This window comes from Rhodococcus sp. M8 (genome assembly GCF_015654185.1).
GTDB lineage: Bacteria > Actinomycetota > Actinomycetes > Mycobacteriales > Mycobacteriaceae > Rhodococcus > Rhodococcus aetherivorans.
Map to the genome: position 1 here is coordinate 1,172,078 of NZ_CP064065.1, position 20,460 is coordinate 1,192,537.

Here is a 20,460-nt window from a genome sequence, read left to right on the forward strand (position 1 = left end):
GTGTGGACCCGATCAGCGCCGGATCGTGACCGAGATCGGCACGAACGCACCGCTGCGGCCGGGAGCCGGGGGCGGGGTCTGCGGATCCGGCCCGTCGGGGCCGGCCCCTGGGGGCGGAAGGTACCGGGCGAGCAGGTCCCGCAGCAGGGCGATCAGGGCCGCGATCTGGGTGGCGAGGCGGGTGAGGAGCTCATGTGGCTCGCCCCGCACCGCGGCCGCGACGGCGCACAGCGGGCACCAGCTGCATCCGCTCGGCGCCGAGGCGGGCGCGGCGGCCGCGTCCCCGGTCGTCGGGCCGGGCGCGGGCCGGGTGGGCGGTGCGGGTTCGGCGAATCGCTGCACCGTCTGCTCGAGCCGGTCGAGGACGGCGTCGGCCAGCGCCCGCAGTTCGGCGACGAGGACGTCGTGATCGGCGCTCACTGCGGCCACACCGCGGGATCGGGACGGAACCGCACCAGCAGGTCGGATCCCTCGAACTCGGCGCCGGAGACGGTGCAGCGCCGCAGACCGGACGCGAGCCTCACCCGGCGACGCATCCCGTCGGCGCCGATCACCAGGTCGTCGTCCACCCGGCCGAGTGTCAGCGATGCCGCGTCCGCCAGCGGCAGATGCATCCGCATCGTGTACACCGCATCCACCCCTGTCCCCGATTCGCGCTGTACCCGCACCGGCTCCACGCCGGAATCCTCCGGCGTATGCGGCGCCACGCCGTCCGGGTACAGCGACTCCGCAAGCGCCGCCAGAGAGGCCAACCCTACCGGTTCGGTGCATCGCTGCTCGCACTCGACCACGGCGACGGCGCCGAGAATCGTCGCGATCTCCGCCACGATCCGGCGCTGCCCCCCGCGCTGCTCGGCGAGCCAGGTCGCGGCGGGCCCGGCCTCGTCCGCCGGGAAGTCCGGGACGGTCCGATTGACGAGCACGCGCGCCAGCCGCAGACCGGACAGGGCCGTCCAGGACCGCAGCCGCCGCGCCTCGGCGACGCCGAGTCGATCGGCGGTGGCGACGAGGTGGACCGAGGTGCGGGAGTGGTCGGCGAGCAGGTCCCGCACGGTCGCGGTGTGGTCGACGACGCGGTCGACGAGCGCCACGACCAGGGCCAGACGCGGGTCGGCACCCGTCGCCGCGACGATGCGGCTGTGCCGGGGCCAGATCCGCTCGATGTACTCCGACACCGTCGCCGGCGCGGCGAGCGTGCGGAAGGCGTCCGCGGACGCGGGGAGGTCGACGATCACCGCGTCCCAGCGTCCCGTGTCGGCCAGGCGGGCCACCTCGCCGAGGGCGAGGATCTCCTGCACGCCGGGCAGCCCGGTGACTTCCTCGGGTGCCGGGATGCCGAACCGGTCGCCGTGCTCGTGGGCGCCGCCGGCGGCGGCGAGCGCGGCCAGGAGCGCGAAGCGCTGCTCGAGCAGGGCGAGCGAATCGATCTCCAGCGCGTCGAGGCCGTCGGTGACCGGGACGATGCGCGCATCGACGGATCCCGGCGTCGCCGGGTCGACGGCGAACACATCCGTCAGCGAGTGCGCCTGATCGAGGGAGACCACGAGGGTGCGAACCCCGGAACGAGCCGCCGCGAGGGCGGTCGCCGCCGCGAGGGTCGTCTTGCCGGTGCCCCCCTTGCCGACGAAGAGCTGCACGGCGGCGGGGCCGGGCCGCCCGGCGTGCCCGCTCAGCCTTCCACCCGCTTCTTGAGTTCCTTCAGCGCGGTGTCGGTGATCACCTTCTCGGCCTTTCGTTTGAACAGGCCGATCATCGGGATGGTCAGGTCCACCGTCAGCTCGTAGTACACGGTGGTGCCGCCCTCCGGCGCTTCGGTCAGGATGTAGGAGCCGAACTGGGCCTTCTGGATCTCGCCCGCGACGAGCTCCCAGCTGACCGATCGGCCGTCCGGGGCCCACTGGTAGACCAGCTCGTAAGTGTCGCGCACCACCCCTGCGTCGAGCACGAACCGGACCCGCTCCGCGCGTCCTCCGGACTCGACGGCGAGCACTTCCACGGACTTCGCCGCCGAAACCCAGGCGGGGTACGCGTCGAAGTCGGCGATCACGGCCATCACCCGATCGGACGGAGCATCGATGGTGATCGACCTCTTGGTCTTCTCGGCCATGCGACCAACGCTTCCTTTCCCTCTGTCCCCGCCGTCCGTCCCACCGGTCGGCACACGCGGGAACCGTTGTCTATCACACCGTAGTAGTTCCGGGGAGGGCTCGTCGCCTGCAGGTGCTCGGCCGTCGGATCAGGGATTTCCGTCCTGGGGCGGTTCGCCGGCGGCGCGGCCCGCGTCCAGTCGCCGTTTGACGTCGAAGGTCATGGCCTTGCCGGCGACGCGACGCCGGTGGTTCATCGTGGCGAGGTCGAGTCCGCCCACCCGCTCCGGCGGCACCCCGGTCGGTTCGCAGTGCAGGAAGTAGTGCACGATCGCGCCGTCGAGCATCGGCTCGAGCCAGACCTCCATCGTGCCGTTCAGCGCGCCGGCGACCGACCACCGGATGCCCTTGTCGGCCCGGTCCTCGCGGACCGTCAGAGCCAGGTCGGGCCACCACGCACGCCAGCGGCGGGGCTCGGCGATCTCGGCCGCGATCCGCCGCGGCGACGCGGCGACGAAGGTCTGATCGGCCACCTGAATGCTGCTCACGGGGAAAGCTTCACACACCGCCGGTTCCGGCTCGTCCAGGGGGCCGGGTCGGTCGGGCGCGCGGGCCGGTCGGGGCGTCAGGCCAGCAGGCGCCGCAGTTTCGCACCGAGCACGTCCCACCGCCATTCGGCGCCGACCCAGGCGCGGCCCGCCGCGCCCATCGCCGCCGCCCGGTCGCGGTCGGCGAGGACGTCGGCGACGGCGCCCGCGACCGCCGCGACCGACGTGCCGTCGACGACGACCCCGGTCTCCCCTGCGCGTACGGTCTCCGGCGCACCGCCGGACCGGCCCGCCACCACGGGCACCCCGGTGGCGGACGCCTCGAGGTAGACGATCCCGAGACCCTCGACGTCGAGGCCGGCGCCGCGCGTACGGCACGGCATCGCGAACACGTCCGCGATGGTGTGGTGGGCGGGGAGTTCGGCAGCCGGCACCCCGCCGGTGATCACGACGTGGTCGTCGACCCCGACCGCGCGGACCAAGTCCCGGAGGCGGTCCTGGTACGGGCCGCCGCCGACGATCACGAGCACCGCCCCGTCGATGCGACGGCGGACCTCCGGCAGCGCACGGATGAGCATGTCCTGGCCCTTGCGGGGCACGAGCCGGGACAGGCACAGCACGGTGGGCCGGTCGCCCAGCCCGTACCGGGCGCGCAGTTCCGCGCGAGCGGCGGGGTCCGGCCGGAACACCTCGGTGTCCACGCCGGAGGGCAGATGCTCGAGCCCCGCGCCGGGCCCGAACGCCGAGGCGAATCGACCACGGGTGTACCGGCTGACGTACGTGACGGCGTCGGTGTGGTCACCGATGCGGCGCAGCGCCTGCCGTCCGGCGGGCACCATCGACCAGCCCACCTCGTGCCCGTGGGTGCTGGCCAGGACCCGGCGGGCACCGGCGCGGCGCAGCACGGGCGCGAGCAGGGCGAGCGGCGCCGCGGCGCCGAACCACACGTTCTCGCAGGCCCGGTCGCTCATCAGCCGGGTGGCCCGCCGTGCCACTGCGGGGGTCGGCAGCATCAGGGTGGTGGGGTGGCGGACAACCTCGAAGGGTTGCCGGGCGTCGAACTTCACGTGGCTGTCACCGCGCCATCGCGGGGCGTACACGACGAGTTCGTCCGGGGGCAACTGGGACGCGAACGCCTGCAGGTAGGACTGGATCCCCCCGGGCCGGGGCGGAAAGTCGTTGGTGACCAGCAGCGTTCGGGGCATGCGCTCACCGTAGGCGGTGCCGTGGCGGGCGCGGACGCCGGGTCAGCCGACCCGGGCCGGCACCTGCGCCTCGAGCCAGGTCTGCCATCGGGCGACGAATTGCTCCGCATCCGCACCGAGCACGTCGCCGAGCGCGGCGTCGAGTTCCGCGGCGTCGACGGGCCCGGTGGCCAGCCGCCGGTACAGGGCGGTGAGACGATCGCCGCCGAACTCCCCGGCGACGAACGTCGCGATCGACCACGCGCTCTCGTACGCCAGACGCGCACCGTCGCCGGCGAAGTCGGCGTCTGCAGGCAGCGCGGTGGGCGCCCCACGCTCGGCGACGGCGGCGGCGAGGGTGGGCGCGATGACGCCGAGGGCACCGTCGGCGTTGCGGTAGCCCACGTAGTCGGCGTAGCCCTCGAGGATCCACAGCGGCGACCCGTCGACCGTGTCGGTGCGGGCCGCGACGTGGGTGAGTTCGTGGCGCAGGATCGCCCGCAGGCCCGCCGCGTCCAGCCGCTGCCCGGCGGCGGGGCTGAAGACGATGCGCTGGCCGGTGGTCTCGCCGCGCTCGTGGTCGACAGCGTCGGACACGGCGACGGCGGCGATCTCCGCGCCGTTGTAGCGGCTGCCGACCTGGGCGGTGAACTCGTCGTGCGAGGCGGTGACGAGCACGAGGGCGCGGCGGGGCCACTCGGTTCCCCACGCGGCGTCCACGGCCTCCACCGCGGCCTCGAGTTCGCCGGCGATGTCCGAGACGAGGGACGAGTGCTCGGGGTGCCCGACGACGAGGGACCGCCCCCCGGCCCCGGTGTCCACGGCCCGGACCAGCAGCGGCCCGTAGTCCCACGGCCCCCGCCAGGTGGCGGTCTCCGCACCCGGCAGCGGGCGGTCGTCGACGAGGCGCCACTGCTCACCCCGGCGGGCAAGGAGCAGCGTGACGGGCTTGCGCGTCGGTTCGTCGTCGATGCCCTCGACGGCGTAGCGCAGCAGGACGGTGTGGGCGCGGGCCTCGTCGGCGCCGAGGCGGGCCCCGACGTCGTCGGTCACGTCGGTCCCGGGGTCCTGGCCGAGCTCGTAACCGAAGTCCGCCAGCGGCAACGCGGCGAGGGCCTCGGCGCGCCGCACCTCCGCGTCGAGCAACCCCGGGCGGGCCTGCGGGTCCACGAGGGCCGCCAACGCCGCCCGGTCGGCGGAGCGAACGGCCCGGGACCAGGTGTCGAGCAGCCCCTGCACGGCCGTGCGCGACGCCGGTTCGGCCGGCTCGTCGTCGGGCGTGAACGCGAGCGTGAGGCCGACGGCCACGACCGCGACGATCAGCCCGGCCACGCCGAGTCGCTCCCACCGGCGGCTGCCGGGGGGACGGCGGGACGAATCAGGCGCGGGCACGGCGGCCAGTGTAGGTCGCGCTCACACCGGCGCCGTGGGGGTGGCGGCACGACGGGCGTCAGTACCGGCGGGCGTTGTGGAACGGCATCCTGTCCATCGGGGCGACCTTGACGGGCACGCCGTACGTGGAGGCGTGCAGGACGTTGCCGTTGCCCGCGTACAGCCCCACGTGCGAGGCGTCGTCGTAGAAGGTCACGACGTCGCCGGGCTGGAGCTGGTCGCGCGGGACGGGGGTGCCGCCCTGGGCCTGGGCCTGGCTCGAGCGCGGCAGGTTCTTGCCGATCTGTTTGTAGGCCCACACCACGAGGCCGGAGCAGTCGAACGCGGAGGGGCCGGTGGCGCCCCAGCTGTACGGGCTGCCGATCCTGGTCATGCCGGCCTGCAGGGCACCGCTGCCGCTACCGGGGGCGAGGCCCGACAGGATCTTCTCGGCGTCGAATCCCGGCGGGAACGGCGCGCCGGCCAGCGTGGCCTTCTCCTCGGCGCTCAGCTCGGCGAAGGCGGCGAGCACCTCGTCGATCTGGGCCTCGAGCTCGCTCTGCTGCCGCTGCAGATCGTCGCGCACGACTTGCGCCTGCTCGGCGGCGGCACGCGCCTCGTCGACCGAGCGCTGGGACGCCAGCGCCGCCTCCGCGGCGGCCGACGACGCGGTGCGGAATCCCGCGACCTGGTCGGCGGTCTCCTGGGCGATGAGGTCGAGCGCCGACATCTGGTCGAGCAGCTGCTGGGGTGAGTCGCTGACCATCAGGGCGAACAGCCGGTTGGTGCGGGCACCGCGGTAATTGGCGACGGCGAGCTTGTCCACGGTCGGGCGGAAGACCGCGAGTTCTGCTTCCGCGGCGGCCAGCGCCTCGCGGTCGCGGGCCAGCTCCGCGTCGGCGGCGCGCTGGGCGTCGACCTTCGCGTCGAGATCGATTCCGGCGTTGTGCAGCGCCTCGGTGGTCTGCTCGGACTTGCGCGACAGCTCGGCGAGCCGCTCCAGGGCGACGGTGGGGCTCTCCCCCACCGGGTCGGCTCCGGCCGGGGCGGCCGCGAACGCCAGCGTCAGCAGCACTCCGATTGCCACCAGCGCCCGAAGCGACCGTTTCGTCCTGTCCACCACCACGGGACCAGGTCCTTTCGTTCGACGTTGCGCACCCGTTACCCGAAAAATCTCGATCAGGTTACGGAAGGGCATTGGTTCGTGTCTACCCACCGGTAGGTCACGCAGCGCCGGGTAGGCGAATCCCGGAAAACCGGCGGGGGCGGACCGGCATCGACCGGTCCGCCCCCGCTGCGCCACTGCGTGGCAGTCGTCGAGTCGTCGCTCAGTAGCGACGGGCCCCGTCGACCGGCATCGAGTTCACCGGGGCGACCTTCACGGGCTGGCCCGAGGTCGACGCGTGGATGACGTTGCCGTTGCCGATGTAGATGCCGGAGTGGCTGCCGCCGTAGAAGGACACGACGTCGCCGGGCTGCAGCGCCGAAATGTCCACGGCGCGACCGGCGGAGGCCTGCTCGTAGCTGGTGCGCGGCAGGTTCAGGCCGGCCTGCTTGTAGGCCCACTGCACCAGGCCGGAGCAGTCGAAGGCGTCCGGGCCGGCGGCGCCGTAGACGTACGGGGCGCCGAGCTTGGTGTGAGCGGCGTCCACGGCGCGCTGTGCGACCGAGGTGACCGGCGCGCTGAAGGGCGCGGCCGGCGCCGGCGCGGCACCCTGCGGGGCCGGCGGGACGAGGTTGGTGACCTCCGGCGGGAGGGTCACACCCGCCGGCAGCTCGAACGAGCCGACGCCGGGAATGGTGATCGGTTCCGCGAGGGCGGGACCCGCCGAAACAGTGACCGCGCCGAGAGCGAGGGCACCGGCGACGACGGCGCGCCGCACGGTGCGCTTGGAAATCTGAGACGCCACGAGGGGGTTGCTCCATTTCTTCCGTTCGTCCGCCGACCGAGTTAGCTGACGGGTTCGGGCTGGGAAGATCAGCCCTACCCCTCGTCCCGCTGGCGCGGTCGGAGGGGATTCACCCCAGAGGACAACGTGGGTCCCCGGCTCGGGCACCCGCTGCGGGTGCGCCGATTAGGCGGTGACCGAGCGGCGTCTCCCCTCTGGTGGTTCGACATCCTCACCGCTTGGTCTCGAAAAGATTACGAAATCGCATCGGAGGATGTCGACCGTCCGCGCCGGAGACGCCGCGGATTGACGGGTATGTCCGATTCAGGTCCGACGGCCCGGCCCGTTCGATCACGGAAACATAACGGTCGGTTCGGGACGCGGCAGGCCCGCGGCCGCTCCGGGCGCCTCCGGCGGCCTGCGCCCGGAACCCGTCGCGTTGTCGCAGGTCGAACCGGCGATCGCGAGCGCATCGACGAAGCGAGAAGCCGCCGACCGAGGCGGCGCCTGCCCTCCGGTCGCGGTATCGATACCCTCTCGCGCCGCCGCCCACACCCACACGGCCGACCGAAGGTGTGATCCTCGTCTCCCCGGACCGTTCCGGGTGTCTCCGCCCCGTCCCCGGGGTGTCGGACCCGCCCCCTACCCTGGCGTCGTGACCGTGCCCCACCGAACCGAGCCCGCCGTCGGGGTGCAGCTCGGTTTCGACGAATTGGACACGCCGCTGCGGGAGACCACCTTCGTCGTCGTCGATCTCGAGACCACCGGCGGCAGCTCCACGGACGACGCGATCACGGAGATCGGGGCGGTCAAGATCCGCGGCGGCGAGGTGCTCGGCGAGTTCGCCACGCTCGTCGACCCGGGCCGGTCGATCCCCCCGAACATCGTGCAGCTCACCGGCATCACGACCGCCATGGTCCGTGCCGCGCCCCGGATCGAGCAGGTCCTGCCCTCGTTCCTCGAGTTCGCCGCCGGATCCGTGCTCGTCGCGCACAACGCGGGCTTCGACGTGGGATTCCTGCGGGCCGCGGCGTCCCGGTCCGAGGTCGCGTGGCCCCGCTTCCAGGTACTGTGCACGGTCAAGCTCGCGCGCCGCGTCCTCGGCCGGGACGAGGCACCGTCCGTGCGGCTGTCCGCGCTCGCCGAGCTGTTCCGGGTGTCCACCACACCCACGCACCGCGCCCTCGACGACGCCCGGGCAACCGTCGACGTCCTGCACGCGCTCATCGACCGCGTCGGCAACCAAGGGGTACACAGCCTCACCGAACTGCGGGACTATCTGCCGGCCGTCACCGCCGAGCAACGCGCCAAACGGTCCCTCGCGGCGCACCTGCCGCGGCGGCCCGGCGTGTACCTGTTCCGCGGGCCCTCGGACGAGGTGCTGTACATCGGGACCGCGGTCGACCTGCGCCGCCGCGTGCGCAAGTACTTCACCGGATCCGAGACCCGGCCCCGCCTGAAGGAGATGGTGGCACTCACCACCCGGATCGATCACGTCGAGTGCGCCCACGCCCTCGAGGCCGGGGTGCGGGAGCTGCGGCTGCTCGCCGCGCACGCCCCGCCCTACAACCGTCGCTCCAAGTTCCCCAGCCGGGGCTGGTGGATCACCCTCACGGACGAGGCGTTCCCCCGGCTGTCCGTCGTCCGCACACCGACCACGGCGCCCCCGGCGCCGACGTGCGGCGGCCCGACCGACGCCGTCGGCCCGTTCTCGTCGCGGGCCGACGCCGTCGCCGTCGCCACCACCGTCGCCGAGTTCTGCCTGCTGCGGACCTGCACCCGGCGCATCCCCCGCACGAAACGGCACGGCGAGCACTGCCCTCCGGAGGCCGTGGGGGCCTGCGCCGCCGCCGCGGCCGGGCTGCAGACCCCCGTCGAGTACGCGCGGCAGGTGGACCTCGCCCGGGCGCTGCTGCGCGGGGAGGACGACGCGCCGCTGCATCGGATGCGCGAGCGCATCGACCATCTCGGCGCCGCCGAACTGTTCGAGAGCGCGGCCCGGCTGCGGGACCGGGCGGCCGACGCCGTGTTCGCGCTGCGCCGGACGCAGCGCCTGGCCGCCCTCGCGGCGGTGGACGAGCTGATCGCCGCCCGCCGACGCGCCGAAGGGGGCTGGGAGTTCGCGGTGATCCGGGCCGGCCGGCTCGCGGCAGCGGGAGTCGCTCCACGCGGCGTCCCGCCGATGCCCGTCGTCGACGCGATCGCCGCCGCGGCCGAGACCGTGCGCCCGACGACCGCGCCGCTGCGGGGTGCGCTCGTCGAGGAACTGGGACTGCTGGCCCGCTGGCTCCACGACGACGGAGTCCGCATCGTCCGGACCACCCAGGGCTGGTCCGAGCCGCTCCGCGGCGCCGGGGCGTGGGCGCAGTGGGGTGAGCTCGCCCGAACGGCACGCGCCGGGGCCGAGCCGGTCACGATCGCGCACCCCCTACGCTGAGGGCTCGCCCGCAGGTCCGTCCCCGGAAGCCGAGGAGAGCAATGATCCACGCCATCGTCCTGATCCACGCCGACGCCCACCGCATCCCGGAGACCGCCCAGGCGGTCGCGGACCTGGCCGGCGTCGACAAGGTGTACTCGTGCGCCGGCGACATCGACCTGATCGCGCTGCTGCGGGTGCGCGACCACGAGGAGATCGCCGAGGTGGTCACCCGCGGGATCAACAAACTCGACGGCGTGACCAGGACGGCGACGCACATCGCCTTCCAGTCGTACTCGAGCGCCGACGTCGAGGCCGGGTTCTCGATCGGCGAATAGGACGGACGCCCGGCCCGTCGTCGCGCTCAGCCCGCGGCGGCGAGCCGGTTGGTCACCTCGACCCAGCGGGCGAGCACCGCCGCCGCCGCGCCCGAGTCCAGCGCCTCGGCTGCCGTCTGCATCCCCGCCGCCAGGGCACTGGCGAGCGATCCCTCGAACCCCCGGAAGGCGGCGATCGCCCCGGCGGCGTTCAGCAGGACCGCGTCGCGTACCGGCCCGTGCTCCCCGGCGAGCACCGCCCGCGCGATCACGGCGTTCTCGGCGGCGTCGCCGCCGCGCAGCGCGTCCAGCGGCACCCGGGCGACGCCGAGGTCGGTGGGATCCAGGCTCACGGTGCTCACGCTGCCGTCCCGGACGACGTACACCGTCGACGTCGTGGAGGTGGTCAGTTCGTCCAGTCCGTCGTCGCCCCGCACGACGAGCGCCGAGTTGCCCCGCTCGGCGAGGACACCGGCGACCGTGCCGATCAGCTCCGGGAAGGCACATCCGATCAGGCCGGCGCGGGGCCGGGCCGGGTTGGTCAGCGGCCCGAGCACGTTGAACACCGTCGGGATACCGATCTCCTTACGCGGTGCGGCCGCGAACCGGAGCGCCGGGTGGTAGACGGGGGCGAAGCAGAACCCGATGCCGGCCTCGGCGACCGACTCCGCGACGGCCTCGGGGCCGAGGCTGATGTGCACGCCGAGCGCCTCGAGCACGTCCGCGCCGCCGCTCTTCGACGATGCCGCCCGGTTGCCGTGCTTAACGACGCGGATGCCGCATGCGGCAACCACCAGCGACGCCATGGTCGAGATGTTGACCGTGTTCGCCCGGTCCCCGCCGGTGCCCACGATGTCGACGACGTCGTCGTCCACCGGCACCAGCCGGGCGTGGCCCAGCATCGAATCGGCGAGGCCGAGCAGCTCCTCGGGCGTCTCCCCCTTCATCTTCAGCGCGACGCCGAACGCGGCGATCTGCGCGGCCGTGGCGTTGTCGGACATGATCTCGTCCATCGCCCACTGGGCCTCCGCACGCGCGAGGTCGCGTCCGGCGGTGAGCGCACCGAGGACCGTCGGCCAGCTCCGGACCACCGCATCCGCCTGTCGTCCAGCGTTCATCGCACCTGCCCTCGCCGCATCTCGCTCCTCGGTGCGCCGCCGTCGTCGGCGGCGCATGCCGGAAGAGCTTAGCCAGCGCCGATCTCCGGCTGCAGGGCGTCCCACCCGAGCGCGGTACCGCCGAGCCGTTGCGCCAGACCGGCCATCCGCGACCGCTCCTGCGAACAGTGCAGCGCATCGAGCACCTGCACCCGCTGCAGCAGGACGGCCTGGAGGCCGGGCCCGGCCGGGTTCGCCGGCTGCGCCGGGGCGTACCCGTCCTGCGCGGCCAGGGCGATCGCCCGCTCCACGGAATCGGCCGGCAGCTCGAGATGGTGCCGCAGGACGGCCTCCGACTCCGGCGACCAGGCCGGTTCGGTCGCCGCGCCCCGCTCGAGGGCGGTCGAACAGGCCTCGACGTCGTCGAAGGACGAGACCACCACCACCAGGTCCGGCCGTGCCGGATCCAGGGGCTCCGGTCCCCTGCGCGAGAACGCTCGCCGGACCCGGCCCCACACCCCTCCGCCACTGCTCATCGCACCACGATCCCACGCGCCACGGGCGGTGCACGACCGCCCCCGGAAAACGCTATCGCACGGCGTCCACCAGCGAAGACGCGCCGATTTCGGCCCCGATTGCCCACGAGTTACTACGAGCAGTCATACTTGCGAACGTGACGAGCGCAGTAGGGACTTCAGGAACTGCAATCACCCAGCGCGTGCACTCGCTGAACCGGCCCAATCTGGTCAGCGTCGGCACCATCGTGTGGTTGTCCAGTGAGCTCATGTTTTTCGCAGGGCTCTTCGCCATGTACTTCGTGGCGCGGGCGCAGGCCGACGGCAACTGGCCGCCGGAGCCTGTCCACCTCAATCTGGCGTTGGCGGTGCCGGTCACCCTCGTGCTGATCGCCTCCTCCTTCACCTGCCAGATGGGTGTGTTCGCAGCCGAACGTGGCGACGTGTTCGGCCTCCGGCGGTGGTACATCATCACCCTCGCCATGGGCACGTTCTTCGTGCTCGGCCAGGGCTTCGAGTACACCCAGCTGGTCGGCGAGGGCGTGACGATCTCGAGCATGGTGTGGGGTTCGGTCTTCTACATCACGACCGGCTTCCACGGCCTGCACGTCATCGGCGGCCTCGTCGCCTTCGTGTTCCTCCTCGTGCGCACGAGGGTCAGCAAGTTCACGCCGGCGCAGGCCACCGCGGCGATCGTCGTCTCCTACTACTGGCACTTCGTCGACATCGTGTGGATCGCGCTGTTTGCCACGATTTATTTCATCCGTTAGCCAGCTGAACGCCCAGGCAGCCCCCTGACGTCCAGTCCGTCCCGACATACCAAAGGGATACAGATGAGTTCATCCCCACCTCTCGCTTCCGAGGGTGACATGCCCGGTCAGTCCGCGGCCGCGTCCGCCAAGTCCCGCCGTCAGCGCAAGCTGCGCCGCCGCGTCACCGGTGCGCTGGTGCTCGCCCTCGGCCTGCTCAGCGCCGGCTTCCTCGCCTCCGCGCTGACTCCCGCGCCGCAGGTGGCGACGGCGAACGAGGACCAGTCGGCCCTGATCCGCGAAGGCAAGCAGCTCTACGAGACCTCCTGCGTCACGTGCCACGGCGCCAACCTGCAGGGTGTGCAGGACCGCGGCCCCAGCCTGATCGGTGTCGGCGAGGCGGCCGTGTACTTCCAGGTCTCCACCGGCCGCATGCCGATGATGCGCAACGAGGCCCAGGCCGTGCGCAAGACGCCGAAGTTCGACGCGGCCCAGACGGACGCCCTCGGCGCGTACATCCAGGCCAACGGCGGCGGCCCGACGCTCATCCGTGACGAGAACGGCGAGATCGCCCAGTCCTCGCTGCGCGGCAACGACGTCGCCCGCGGCAGCGAGCTGTTCCGCCAGAACTGCGCCTCGTGCCACAACTTCACCGGCCGCGGCGGCGCGCTGTCGTCCGGCAAGTTCGCGCCGGCGCTGGATCCGGCGAACGAGCAGCAGATCTACACGGCGATGCTGACCGGCCCGCAGAACATGCCCAAGTTCTCCGATCGTCAGCTCACGCTGGAGGAGAAGGAGGACATCATCGCCTACGTCAAGGCCTCCGGCGAGACGAACAGCCCCGGCGGATACGGCCTGGGCGGTTTCGGCCCCGCCTCCGAGGGCCCGACGATGTGGGTGGTCGGGATCGTCGCCGTCGTCGGTGCGGCACTGTGGATCGGAGCAAGGTCATGAGTGGCGGCGAAACGCCGAACAAGCACACGATCGAGAACCTCGATCAGATGAGCCGCGACGATCTCGTCGCGCTCGGCACCAACCTCGACGGCGTGGACGTGGCGTTCCGCAAGGACCGCTGGCCCGTCGCGGGCACGCGCGCCGAGAAGCGCGCGGAACGGAACGTCGCCTTCTGGTTCGGGCTGGCGGGTGTGTCGGCTCTCGCGTTCATCGCGGTCTTCATCTTCTGGCCGTGGGAGTACCAGGGCCCCGGTGAGGACAACTACACGCTGTACAACCTGTACACGCCGCTGCTGGGCCTGACCCTGGGTCTGGCCATCCTCGGCGTCGGCGTCGGCGCGGTGCAGTTCACCAAGAAGTTCATCCCGGAAGAGGTGTCGATCCAGGATCGGCACGACGGAGTCTCTTCGGAGGTCGATCGGCGGACGATCGTCGCCGAGCTCTCCGACTCGCTGGACACCTCCACGCTGCCGCGTCGCAAGCTGATCAAGCGCACGGCGCTGTTCGGTGGTGGCGCGCTCGGCCTCGGCCTGATCATGCCGCTCGGCGGCCTGATCAAGAACCCCTGGGCCGAGGGCGACGAGTCGCCGCTGTGGGTCTCGGGCTGGACACCCCGGTACCCGGGCGAGACGATCTACCTGCGTCGCGACACCGGACGCCCGAACGACATCGTCCTGGTCCGCCCGGAGGACCTCGATGCCGGCGGCATGGAGACCGTGTTCCCCTTCCGCGAGTCGGACCGCGGTGACGAGCACGCCCTCCTCGAGGGCCTGCGCGGCATCCGCAACGCCGTCATGCTGATCCGCCTCCGGACCGAGGACACGGCGAGGGCGATCAAGCGTAAGGGTCAGGAGAGCTTCAACTACGGCGACTACTTCGCCTACTCGAAGATCTGCACTCACCTGGGCTGCCCGACGTCGTTGTACGAACAGCAGACCAACCGCATCCTGTGCCCCTGCCACCAGTCGCAGTTCAATGCCCTGGAGTACGGCAAGCCCCTGTTCGGTCCTGCTGCTCGCGCACTGCCGCAGTTGCCTATTACAGTGAACGAAGAGGGCTTCCTCGTCGCCAACGGTGACTTCATCGAGGCTCTCGGTCCGGCATTTTGGGAGCGTCGCCCGTGAGTACTGCAACACCATCCCGCGCCGCCCACGCGGCGGAGAACATCGACTCGCGCTATCACCCGGCGGCCGGGCTGCGGCGTCAGATCAACAAGGTGTTCCCCACCCACTGGTCCTTCCTCCTGGGTGAGATCGCCCTGTACAGCTTCGTGATCCTGCTGATCTCGGGTGTGTACCTGACGTTGTTCTTCGATCCGTCCCTCGCGCACGTCACCTACGACGGCGCCTACACCCCGCTGCGCGGCGTCACGATGTCGCGTGCGTACGAGACGACCCTGGACATCTCCTTCGAGGTGCGCGGCGGTCTGTTCGTCCGGCAGATCCACCACTGGGCTGCGCTGATGTTCGCCGCGTCGATCATCGTGCACCTGCTGCGCGTGTTCTTCACCGGTGCGTTCCGCCGTCCGCGTGAAGCGAACTGGGTGATCGGCTCGCTGCTGCTGATCCTGGCGATGTTCGAGGGCTTCTTCGGCTACTCGCTGCCCGACGACCTGCTTTCCGGCACCGGCCTGCGGGCCGCGCTGTCCGGCATCACCATCAGCATCCCGGTGATCGGCACCTGGATGCACTGGCTGATCTTCGGCGGCGACTTCCCCGGCATGCTCATCATCCCGCGCCTGTACGTCGCGCACGTGCTGCTGATTCCGGGCATCATCCTCGCCCTGATCGCAGCCCACCTGGCCCTGGTCTGGTACCAGAAGCACACCCAGTTCCCCGGCCCCGGCCGTACCGAGCAGAACGTCGTCGGTGTCCGGATCCTGCCGGTGTTCGCGGTCAAGTCCGGTGCGTTCTTCGCCATCACCTTCGCCGTGCTGGCGCTGATGAGCGGTCTGCTGCAGATCAACCCGGTCTGGAACATCGGCCCGTACAACCCGTCGCAGGTGTCCGCCGGCTCGCAGCCCGATATCTACATGATGTGGACGGACGGCCTGGCCCGTATCTGGCCGGCGTGGGAGATCTACCTGTTCGGCCGCTACACGATCCCCGCGGTGTTCTGGATCGCAGTGATCATGGGCCTGGTCTTCACGGTCCTCATCGCCTACCCGTGGATCGAGAAGAAGTTCACCAAGGACGATGCGCACCACAACCTGCTGCAGCGTCCGCGGGACGTGCCGGTCCGGACCGCGATCGGCGCGATGGCTCTGACGTTCTACGCCATCGCGACCATCATGTGCATCAACGACATCATCGCCTACAAGTTCGACATCTCGCTGAACGCGATGACGTGGATCGGCCGCATCGGCATCCTGCTCGGCCCGCCGCTCGCCTACTACCTGACCTACCGGTTCTGCCTGGGCCTGCAGCGCAGCGACCGCCAGGTGCTCGAGCACGGCATCGAGACGGGCATCGTCCGTCGCCTGCCGCACGGCGAGTACATCGAGATCCACCAGCCGCTCGGCCCGGTGGACGACCACGGTCACCCGATTCCGCTCGAGTACCAGGGTGCTCCGGTGCCGAAGCGCATGAACAAGCTCGGCACCGCCGGCAAGCCCGGCGCGGGCAGCTGGTGGAGCGCGGACCCGGCCGAGGAGGCGACGGCACTCGAGGCCGCGCACCACGAGGCCGAGGTCGAGCAGCGCGCCATCCTGAGCGAGTACCAGACGCGCGTCCACGGCACCACGGACGGCGACGGCAAGGCGCACTGACGGTCGCTCGAGTCCGAAACCACGGGAGGGGCCCCGAACCGGAAACGGTTCGGGGCCCCTCCCGTTTCTCCGTGGTCCCCTGCGGCTTCCATCCCCGGTGGCTTCCGGTCGGTGCGGACGACCGGATCCGGTCCCCGCACCCCACCCCTCCCCCACTGCGACGGACGGCCGGGAACCCGAGCGGACCGTCGGCTCACCGGCCCTCGGACGGGCCGGGCGTGTCGCGGTAGGCGAGTCGGTGCGAGCGCGGTACCGCATCGGCGTCTGCCCGGGGGCGCGCGGTGTCCTGCCGCCGCGTTCCGCGCGGTGTCCTGCCGCCGCGTTCCGCGCGGTGTCCTGCCGCCGCGTTCCGCGCGGTGTCCTGCCGCCGCGTTCCGCGCGGTGTCCTGCCGCCGCGTTCCGCGCGGTGTCCTGCCGCCGCGTTCCGACGGGACCATCCGGGTTCGATTCCGACCCTCGGCGCGGTATCGCCCCACCGCCGGCACGACGGCGAGCGCCACCTCGACGAGGTCGCCGCCGTAGTACCTCAGCAGCGCCCGCCTGTGGATCCGCCGTGGCTACGCCGGGCGGGTGAGTAGGCGTGAAGGCTCTCGCGGCGGGACAACGGCGCGCCGCGACACTGCCCGCCCGGCACCCCCGGCGTCGGCCCCGTTCCCCACGACCGGGCCATGGACGATTCCCCCGGTGACACCCCGCCGAGCCGTGATGCGAACCGCGCACGGCGAGCACGGCCCGAGGCTCCCCGTCCGGGCACGGAACGGAAACGGCCGCGGGGCGGCCTCACCGTGTGGTGAGGCCGCCCCGCGGCATCGGATCTACGCGCTGTGTGCGCTCAGTGCTTCTCGGGTCCGACGTGGTACTCGAACACCAGGCCGGCCGCAGCAGCGAGGATCAGGATCACGGCGAGGACGATCAGCCACGGCTGGAAGAAGGCCAGCGCAATGGCGGCGAACGCAGCCGCCCCGGCCAGCAGGATCGGCCAGTAGCTACCCGCACTGAAGAAGCCCAGGTCGCCTGCGCCGTCGCTGATCTCGGCCTCCTCGTAGTCCTCCGGGCGGGTGTCGAGGCGACGGGCCACGAACCGGAAGTAGGTGCCGACGATGAGCGTCAGGCCGGCGGAGAGCACGATCGCCGTCAGGCCGGCCCACTCGATGCCCGTGCGGGACAGGCCGGTGAACACTCCGTACACGATCGCGACGAGCACGAAGAACACCGTCACGACTTCGAAGAGCTTGGCTTCGATCTTCATATCAGCTTGTCCTTGGTCGGAGGTTTACCGGTCATTCGCCCGCGGTGACGACACCACTGGCCGCGCGGTCGGTGCGGTCGGTCTTGAAGGGGGTGGTGGACGTCGCGACCGGGGACTCGCCGATGCGCTCGAGCGCCTGCGCGTTGGTCAGGCCCTCGCCACCGTCCTCGACGGGCTTGCGGAGCTCGATGTACTCCGCGAACCGCTCCGGGCTCACCGCGCGGACCTCGAAGTTCATCATCGCGTGGTAGGTGCCGCACATCTCGGCACAGCGGCCGACGAACGCGCCTTCCTCCTGGATCTCGGAGATCTGGAAGACCGGATCGGAGCTGTTGTTCAGCGGGTTCGGGTTGACGTCACGCTTGAACAGGAATTCCGGCACCCAGAAGGAGTGGATCACGTCGGACGAGGCGAGCACGAACTCGATCCGGCGATCGGTCGGCAGGACGAGGACCGGGATCTCGTTGCTGGTGCCGACCGTCTCGATCTTGTTGTAGTGCAGGTACGACAGGTCCTCGGCCTCCTGGCCGTGGATCGGGGCCGGGATCTCGTGCTCGCCGCCGGCATGCTCCTCGGTGTCGCCCTCGACCGCGGCCTGCGCGATCTCGTCCGTCCCCTCGTAGCGCGCCGTGCCCTCACCGAGGTCGACGGTGCGGTAGCCGAACTTCCAGTTCCACTGGAACGCCGTGACGTCGACGACGACGTTCGGGTTGTCCTCCTTCTCGAGGACGTAGTTCTGCACCACCACGGTGAAGTAGAACAGCACCGCGATGATGACGAACGGGACCGCCGTGTACAGCAGCTCGAGCGGCACGTTGTAGGCCGTCTGCCGCGGGAACTCCGGCGAGTCCTTCTTCTTGCGGTGGAAGATGACCACCCAGAAGGTCAGGCCCCACACCAGTACACCCATGACGAGGGCGGCGACGACCGACCACGTCCACAGCTCACGCATACGCTCGGCCTGCGGGGTAATCCCCTCCGGCCAGCCGAAACGCAGGACTTCCTCGCTGCTACATCCCGTCAGCAGCACGGCTGCAATACCGAGAGATGCTGCCAGCCCGAACCGCCGAAGGATCCGACCTTGCGCCACGTTCACGCCTTCCTGATCGCCGCAATTCCACTAGGGCACACCCGGAGGGCAGACCCAATTACTACGCAGCGTAGACCAAACCCGGCCGCGATCCATCCCCGGGGCGCACACAACGTGTCGCGTCGTCGCGAGCCCGCTGCTCACGGCCCGGGTCGACGCCGGCCACCGGCTGCCGCGACCCCCGGGCTGCGGCATACTGCCATGCAGACCGTCGGTCCCTGCTGCGGCAACATCCCGGGGGCCGAATCCATCCCAACCGGAATGAGGTATCGGACGCCGTGTGCGGACTGCTCGGGTTACTGACCACTGACGGCACCAGCGACGACGCCGTCGCCAGGGTCGACTCCGCGATGCACTGCCTGCGTCATCGCGGACCGGACGAGCACGGCACCTGGCACGACGGCGACCTGGTCTACGGGTTCAACCGGCTGTCGATCATCGACATCGCGCACTCGCACCAGCCGCTGCGGTGGGGCCCGCCGGAGTCCCCGGAGCGCTACGCCCTGACCTTCAACGGTGAGATCTACAACTACGTGGAGCTGCGGGCCGAGCTGGCGGAGAAGTACGGGGCGCAGTTCGCCACCGAGGGGGACAGCGAGACCATCGTCGCCGCGTACCACCACTGGGGCACCGAGGCGGTGCGACGGCTGCGGGGCATGTTCGCGTTCGCGATCTGGGACACCGAGACGCGCGAGCTGTTCCTCGCCCGCGACCCGTTCGGCATCAAGCCGCTGTTCCTCGCCACGGGCACCGGCGGCACCGCGTTCGGCAGCGAGAAGAAGAGCCTGCTCGAGCTGGCCGATCTGATCGGGATCGGCACCGAACTCGACCCCCGCGCCGTCGAGCACTACACGGTGCTGCAGTACGTTCCCGAGCCGGAGACCCTGCACAAGGAGATCCGGCGGCTCGAGTCCGGCTGCTACGCCCGGGTGCGCCCGGGGGGCCGGCCGGAGATCACGCGCTACTTCGAGCCGACGTTCCCGGTCCGGCCCTTTGCCGCAGGCCGCGAGCGCGACCGGTACCGGGAAATCGCCGAGGCACTCGAGGACTCCGTCGCCAAGCACATGCGTGCCGACGTGACGGTCGGGTCGTTCCTGTCCGGCGGCATCGACTCCACGGCCGTCGCGGCGCTCGCGATGCGGCACAATCCGAACCTGATCACGTTCACCACCGGGTTCGAGCGCGAGGGCTACTCGGAGGTCGACGTGGCGGCCGAGTCCGCCGCCGCGATCGGCGCCCGCCACGTCGTCAAGGTCGTCTCCCCCGCCGAGTTCGCCGCGGCGATCCCCGAGATCGTGTGGTATCTGGACGACCCCGTCGCCGATCCCGCGCTGGTGCCCCTGTGGTTCGTCGCCAAGGAGGCCCGCAAGCACGTGAAGGTGGTGCTCTCCGGGGAAGGCGCCGACGAGCTGTTCGGCGGCTACACCATCTACCGCGAGCCGCTGTCGCTGAAGCCGTTCGAGTACCTGCCGAAGCCGTTGCGGCGCGCGGCCGGGAAGCTGTCCGAGCGCATCCCCGAGGGCACCCGCGGCAAGAGCCTGCTGCATCGCGGGTCGATGACCCTCGAGGAGCGGTACTACGGGAACGCCCGCAGCTTCAACGACGCGCAGCTGCGGGCGGTGCTGCGCGACTTCCGTCCGGAATGGACGCATCAGGACGTCACCGCGCCGATCTACGCCCGCTCCGCTGGCTGGGATCCCGTCGCGCGGATGCAGCACCTCGACCTGTTCACGTGGCTGCGCGGCGACATCCTCGTCAAGGCCGACAAGATGACGATGGCGAACTCGCTGGAGCTGCGGGTGCCGTTCCTGGATCCCGAGGTCTTCCGCGTCGCCTCGCAGGTGCCGCTGGATCAGAAGATCACGAAGAACACCACCAAGTACGCGCTGCGCCAGGCCCTCGAGGGTATCGTCCCGCCGCACGTGCTGCACCGCGCGAAGCTCGGCTTCCCCGTGCCGCTGCGGCACTGGCTGCGCGGCCCGGAGCTGTTCGAGTGGGCCCGCGCCGTGATCGCCGAGTCGGGCACCGAGCACCTGCTGGACAAGGCGGCCGTCGGCCGGATGCTCGACGAGCACCGCGAGGGCCGCGTCGATCACAGCCGCCGGCTGTGGACGGTGCTGGTGTTCATGATCTGGCACGGCATCTTCGTCGAGCAGCGCATCGTGCCGGACATCCAGGAGCCGGCCTACCCCGTCGAGGTGTAGGGCCGCTACGGGCCGGTGTGTCC

Annotated in this window: 19 protein-coding genes and 1 riboswitch; of the genes, 7 read left to right on the forward strand and 12 right to left on the reverse strand. The window is 71.3% G+C overall.

Annotated elements, in window-relative coordinates; translation table 11 throughout:
• Positions 1 to 12 precede the first annotated feature (12 nt).
• The 8 genes from ISO16_RS05200 to ISO16_RS05235 all read right to left on the reverse strand — a co-directional run bounded on the left by ISO16_RS05200 (position 13) and on the right by ISO16_RS05235 (position 7,100).
• The gene (locus ISO16_RS05200; RefSeq protein WP_072635453.1) at positions 13 to 420 is read right to left on the reverse strand and encodes a hypothetical protein; all 408 of its coding nucleotides are present in this window, start codon (positions 418 to 420) and stop codon (positions 13 to 15) included.
• Positions 417 to 1,637, reverse strand: coding sequence for an ArsA family ATPase (locus tag ISO16_RS05205; RefSeq protein ID WP_072635437.1), 1,221 nt, complete (start codon positions 1,635 to 1,637; stop codon positions 417 to 419). The genes ISO16_RS05200 and ISO16_RS05205 overlap by 4 nt, the downstream gene beginning before the upstream one ends.
• A gap of 32 nt (positions 1,638 to 1,669) precedes the next feature.
• Positions 1,670 to 2,107, reverse strand: a complete 438-nt coding sequence (locus ISO16_RS05210; RefSeq protein ID WP_006933347.1) for an SRPBCC family protein — start codon at positions 2,105 to 2,107, stop codon at positions 1,670 to 1,672.
• Between the two features lie 129 nt (positions 2,108 to 2,236).
• A complete protein-coding gene (locus ISO16_RS05215; protein WP_072635438.1) occupies positions 2,237 to 2,635 on the reverse strand; it encodes a polyketide cyclase / dehydrase and lipid transport in 399 nt (132 codons plus the stop codon).
• 77 nt (positions 2,636 to 2,712) lie between these two features.
• Positions 2,713 to 3,840: a glycosyltransferase family 4 protein gene (locus ISO16_RS05220; protein WP_006933343.1), complete on the reverse strand. Its 1,128-nt coding sequence runs from the start codon at positions 3,838 to 3,840 to the stop codon at positions 2,713 to 2,715.
• A gap of 42 nt (positions 3,841 to 3,882) precedes the next feature.
• Positions 3,883 to 5,211 (reverse strand): hypothetical protein, encoded by a 1,329-nt coding sequence (locus ISO16_RS05225; protein ID WP_072635439.1) that lies wholly within the window; start codon positions 5,209 to 5,211, stop codon positions 3,883 to 3,885.
• Positions 5,212 to 5,269: 58 nt separating this feature from the next.
• Positions 5,270 to 6,316 carry an NlpC/P60 family protein gene (locus tag ISO16_RS05230; protein ID WP_139311013.1) on the reverse strand — a complete coding sequence of 349 codons (1,047 nt, stop codon included), beginning with the start codon at positions 6,314 to 6,316 and terminating at the stop codon, positions 5,270 to 5,272.
• 202 nt (positions 6,317 to 6,518) lie between these two features.
• Positions 6,519 to 7,100, reverse strand: coding sequence for a C40 family peptidase (locus ISO16_RS05235; RefSeq protein ID WP_072635440.1), 582 nt, complete (start codon positions 7,098 to 7,100; stop codon positions 6,519 to 6,521).
• Between the two features lie 14 nt (positions 7,101 to 7,114).
• Positions 7,115 to 7,282: riboswitch (cyclic di-AMP (ydaO/yuaA leader) on the reverse strand.
• Positions 7,283 to 7,734: 452 nt separating this feature from the next.
• Here ISO16_RS05235 and ISO16_RS05240 point away from each other — a divergent pair.
• Together ISO16_RS05240 and ISO16_RS05245 are read left to right on the forward strand one after the other, a co-directional pair.
• On the forward strand, positions 7,735 to 9,516 hold the full coding sequence (locus ISO16_RS05240) for a DEDD exonuclease domain-containing protein (RefSeq protein ID WP_072635441.1): 1,782 nt from the start codon (positions 7,735 to 7,737) through the stop codon (positions 9,514 to 9,516).
• 41 nt (positions 9,517 to 9,557) lie between these two features.
• Positions 9,558 to 9,833 carry an Lrp/AsnC family transcriptional regulator gene (locus ISO16_RS05245; RefSeq protein ID WP_006932084.1) on the forward strand — a complete coding sequence of 92 codons (276 nt, stop codon included), beginning with the start codon at positions 9,558 to 9,560 and terminating at the stop codon, positions 9,831 to 9,833.
• 26 nt (positions 9,834 to 9,859) lie between these two features.
• On the opposite strand, the gene trpD is transcribed toward ISO16_RS05245, so the two are convergent.
• A complete protein-coding gene (trpD, locus tag ISO16_RS05250; RefSeq protein WP_170914098.1) occupies positions 9,860 to 10,930 on the reverse strand; it encodes an anthranilate phosphoribosyltransferase in 1,071 nt (356 codons plus the stop codon).
• Positions 10,931 to 10,998: 68 nt separating this feature from the next.
• Complete coding sequence (locus ISO16_RS05255) at positions 10,999 to 11,445, reverse strand: hypothetical protein (protein ID WP_072635443.1); 447 nt, start codon at positions 11,443 to 11,445, stop codon at positions 10,999 to 11,001.
• A 137-nt stretch (positions 11,446 to 11,582) separates the two neighbouring features.
• Between ISO16_RS05255 and ctaE the strand changes: the two genes are divergently transcribed.
• From ctaE to qcrB, 4 genes are all read left to right on the forward strand, one after another.
• Positions 11,583 to 12,194 (forward strand): aa3-type cytochrome oxidase subunit III, encoded by a 612-nt coding sequence (gene ctaE / locus ISO16_RS05260; RefSeq protein ID WP_006932077.1) that lies wholly within the window; start codon positions 11,583 to 11,585, stop codon positions 12,192 to 12,194.
• A gap of 63 nt (positions 12,195 to 12,257) precedes the next feature.
• Entirely contained in the window at positions 12,258 to 13,127 is an 870-nt protein-coding gene (gene qcrC, locus ISO16_RS05265) for a cytochrome bc1 complex diheme cytochrome c subunit (RefSeq protein WP_006932071.1), read from the forward strand.
• Positions 13,124 to 14,251 (forward strand): cytochrome bc1 complex Rieske iron-sulfur subunit, encoded by a 1,128-nt coding sequence (gene qcrA, locus ISO16_RS05270; protein ID WP_029544230.1) that lies wholly within the window; start codon positions 13,124 to 13,126, stop codon positions 14,249 to 14,251. Before qcrC ends, qcrA begins: the two co-directional genes overlap by 4 nt.
• A complete protein-coding gene (qcrB, locus tag ISO16_RS05275; protein WP_029544233.1) occupies positions 14,248 to 15,894 on the forward strand; it encodes a cytochrome bc1 complex cytochrome b subunit in 1,647 nt (548 codons plus the stop codon). The genes qcrA and qcrB overlap by 4 nt, the downstream gene beginning before the upstream one ends.
• A gap of 832 nt (positions 15,895 to 16,726) precedes the next feature.
• On the opposite strand, the gene ISO16_RS05280 is transcribed toward qcrB, so the two are convergent.
• Positions 16,727 to 17,143, reverse strand: coding sequence for a cytochrome c oxidase subunit 4 (locus tag ISO16_RS05280; protein ID WP_006940002.1), 417 nt, complete (start codon positions 17,141 to 17,143; stop codon positions 16,727 to 16,729).
• A gap of 31 nt (positions 17,144 to 17,174) precedes the next feature.
• Positions 17,175 to 18,239 carry an aa3-type cytochrome oxidase subunit II gene (ctaC, locus tag ISO16_RS05285; RefSeq protein WP_139311014.1) on the reverse strand — a complete coding sequence of 355 codons (1,065 nt, stop codon included), beginning with the start codon at positions 18,237 to 18,239 and terminating at the stop codon, positions 17,175 to 17,177.
• 272 nt (positions 18,240 to 18,511) lie between these two features.
• Between ctaC and asnB the strand changes: the two genes are divergently transcribed.
• The gene (asnB, locus tag ISO16_RS05290) at positions 18,512 to 20,437 is read left to right on the forward strand and encodes an asparagine synthase (glutamine-hydrolyzing) (protein WP_072635445.1); all 1,926 of its coding nucleotides are present in this window, start codon (positions 18,512 to 18,514) and stop codon (positions 20,435 to 20,437) included.
• Positions 20,438 to 20,460: the final 23 nt, after the last annotated feature.

What these genes read in the sequence shown, in the direction of transcription:
- ISO16_RS05210 (WP_006933347.1), bottom strand. Translation starts at nt 2,107, where the DNA reads ATGGCCGAGAAGACCAAGAGGTCGATCACCATCGATGCTCCGTCCGAT.
- ISO16_RS05220 (WP_006933343.1), bottom strand. Translation starts at nt 3,840, where the DNA reads ATGCCCCGAACGCTGCTGGTCACCAACGACTTTCCGCCCCGGCCCGGG.
- ISO16_RS05245 (WP_006932084.1), top strand. Translation starts at nt 9,558, where the DNA reads ATGATCCACGCCATCGTCCTGATCCACGCCGACGCCCACCGCATCCCG.
- trpD (WP_170914098.1), bottom strand. Translation starts at nt 10,930, where the DNA reads ATGAACGCTGGACGACAGGCGGATGCGGTGGTCCGGAGCTGGCCGACG.
- ISO16_RS05255 (WP_072635443.1), bottom strand. Translation starts at nt 11,445, where the DNA reads ATGAGCAGTGGCGGAGGGGTGTGGGGCCGGGTCCGGCGAGCGTTCTCG.
- qcrC (WP_006932071.1), top strand. Translation starts at nt 12,258, where the DNA reads ATGAGTTCATCCCCACCTCTCGCTTCCGAGGGTGACATGCCCGGTCAG.
- qcrA (WP_029544230.1), top strand. Translation starts at nt 13,124, where the DNA reads ATGAGTGGCGGCGAAACGCCGAACAAGCACACGATCGAGAACCTCGAT.
- ISO16_RS05280 (WP_006940002.1), bottom strand. Translation starts at nt 17,143, where the DNA reads ATGAAGATCGAAGCCAAGCTCTTCGAAGTCGTGACGGTGTTCTTCGTG.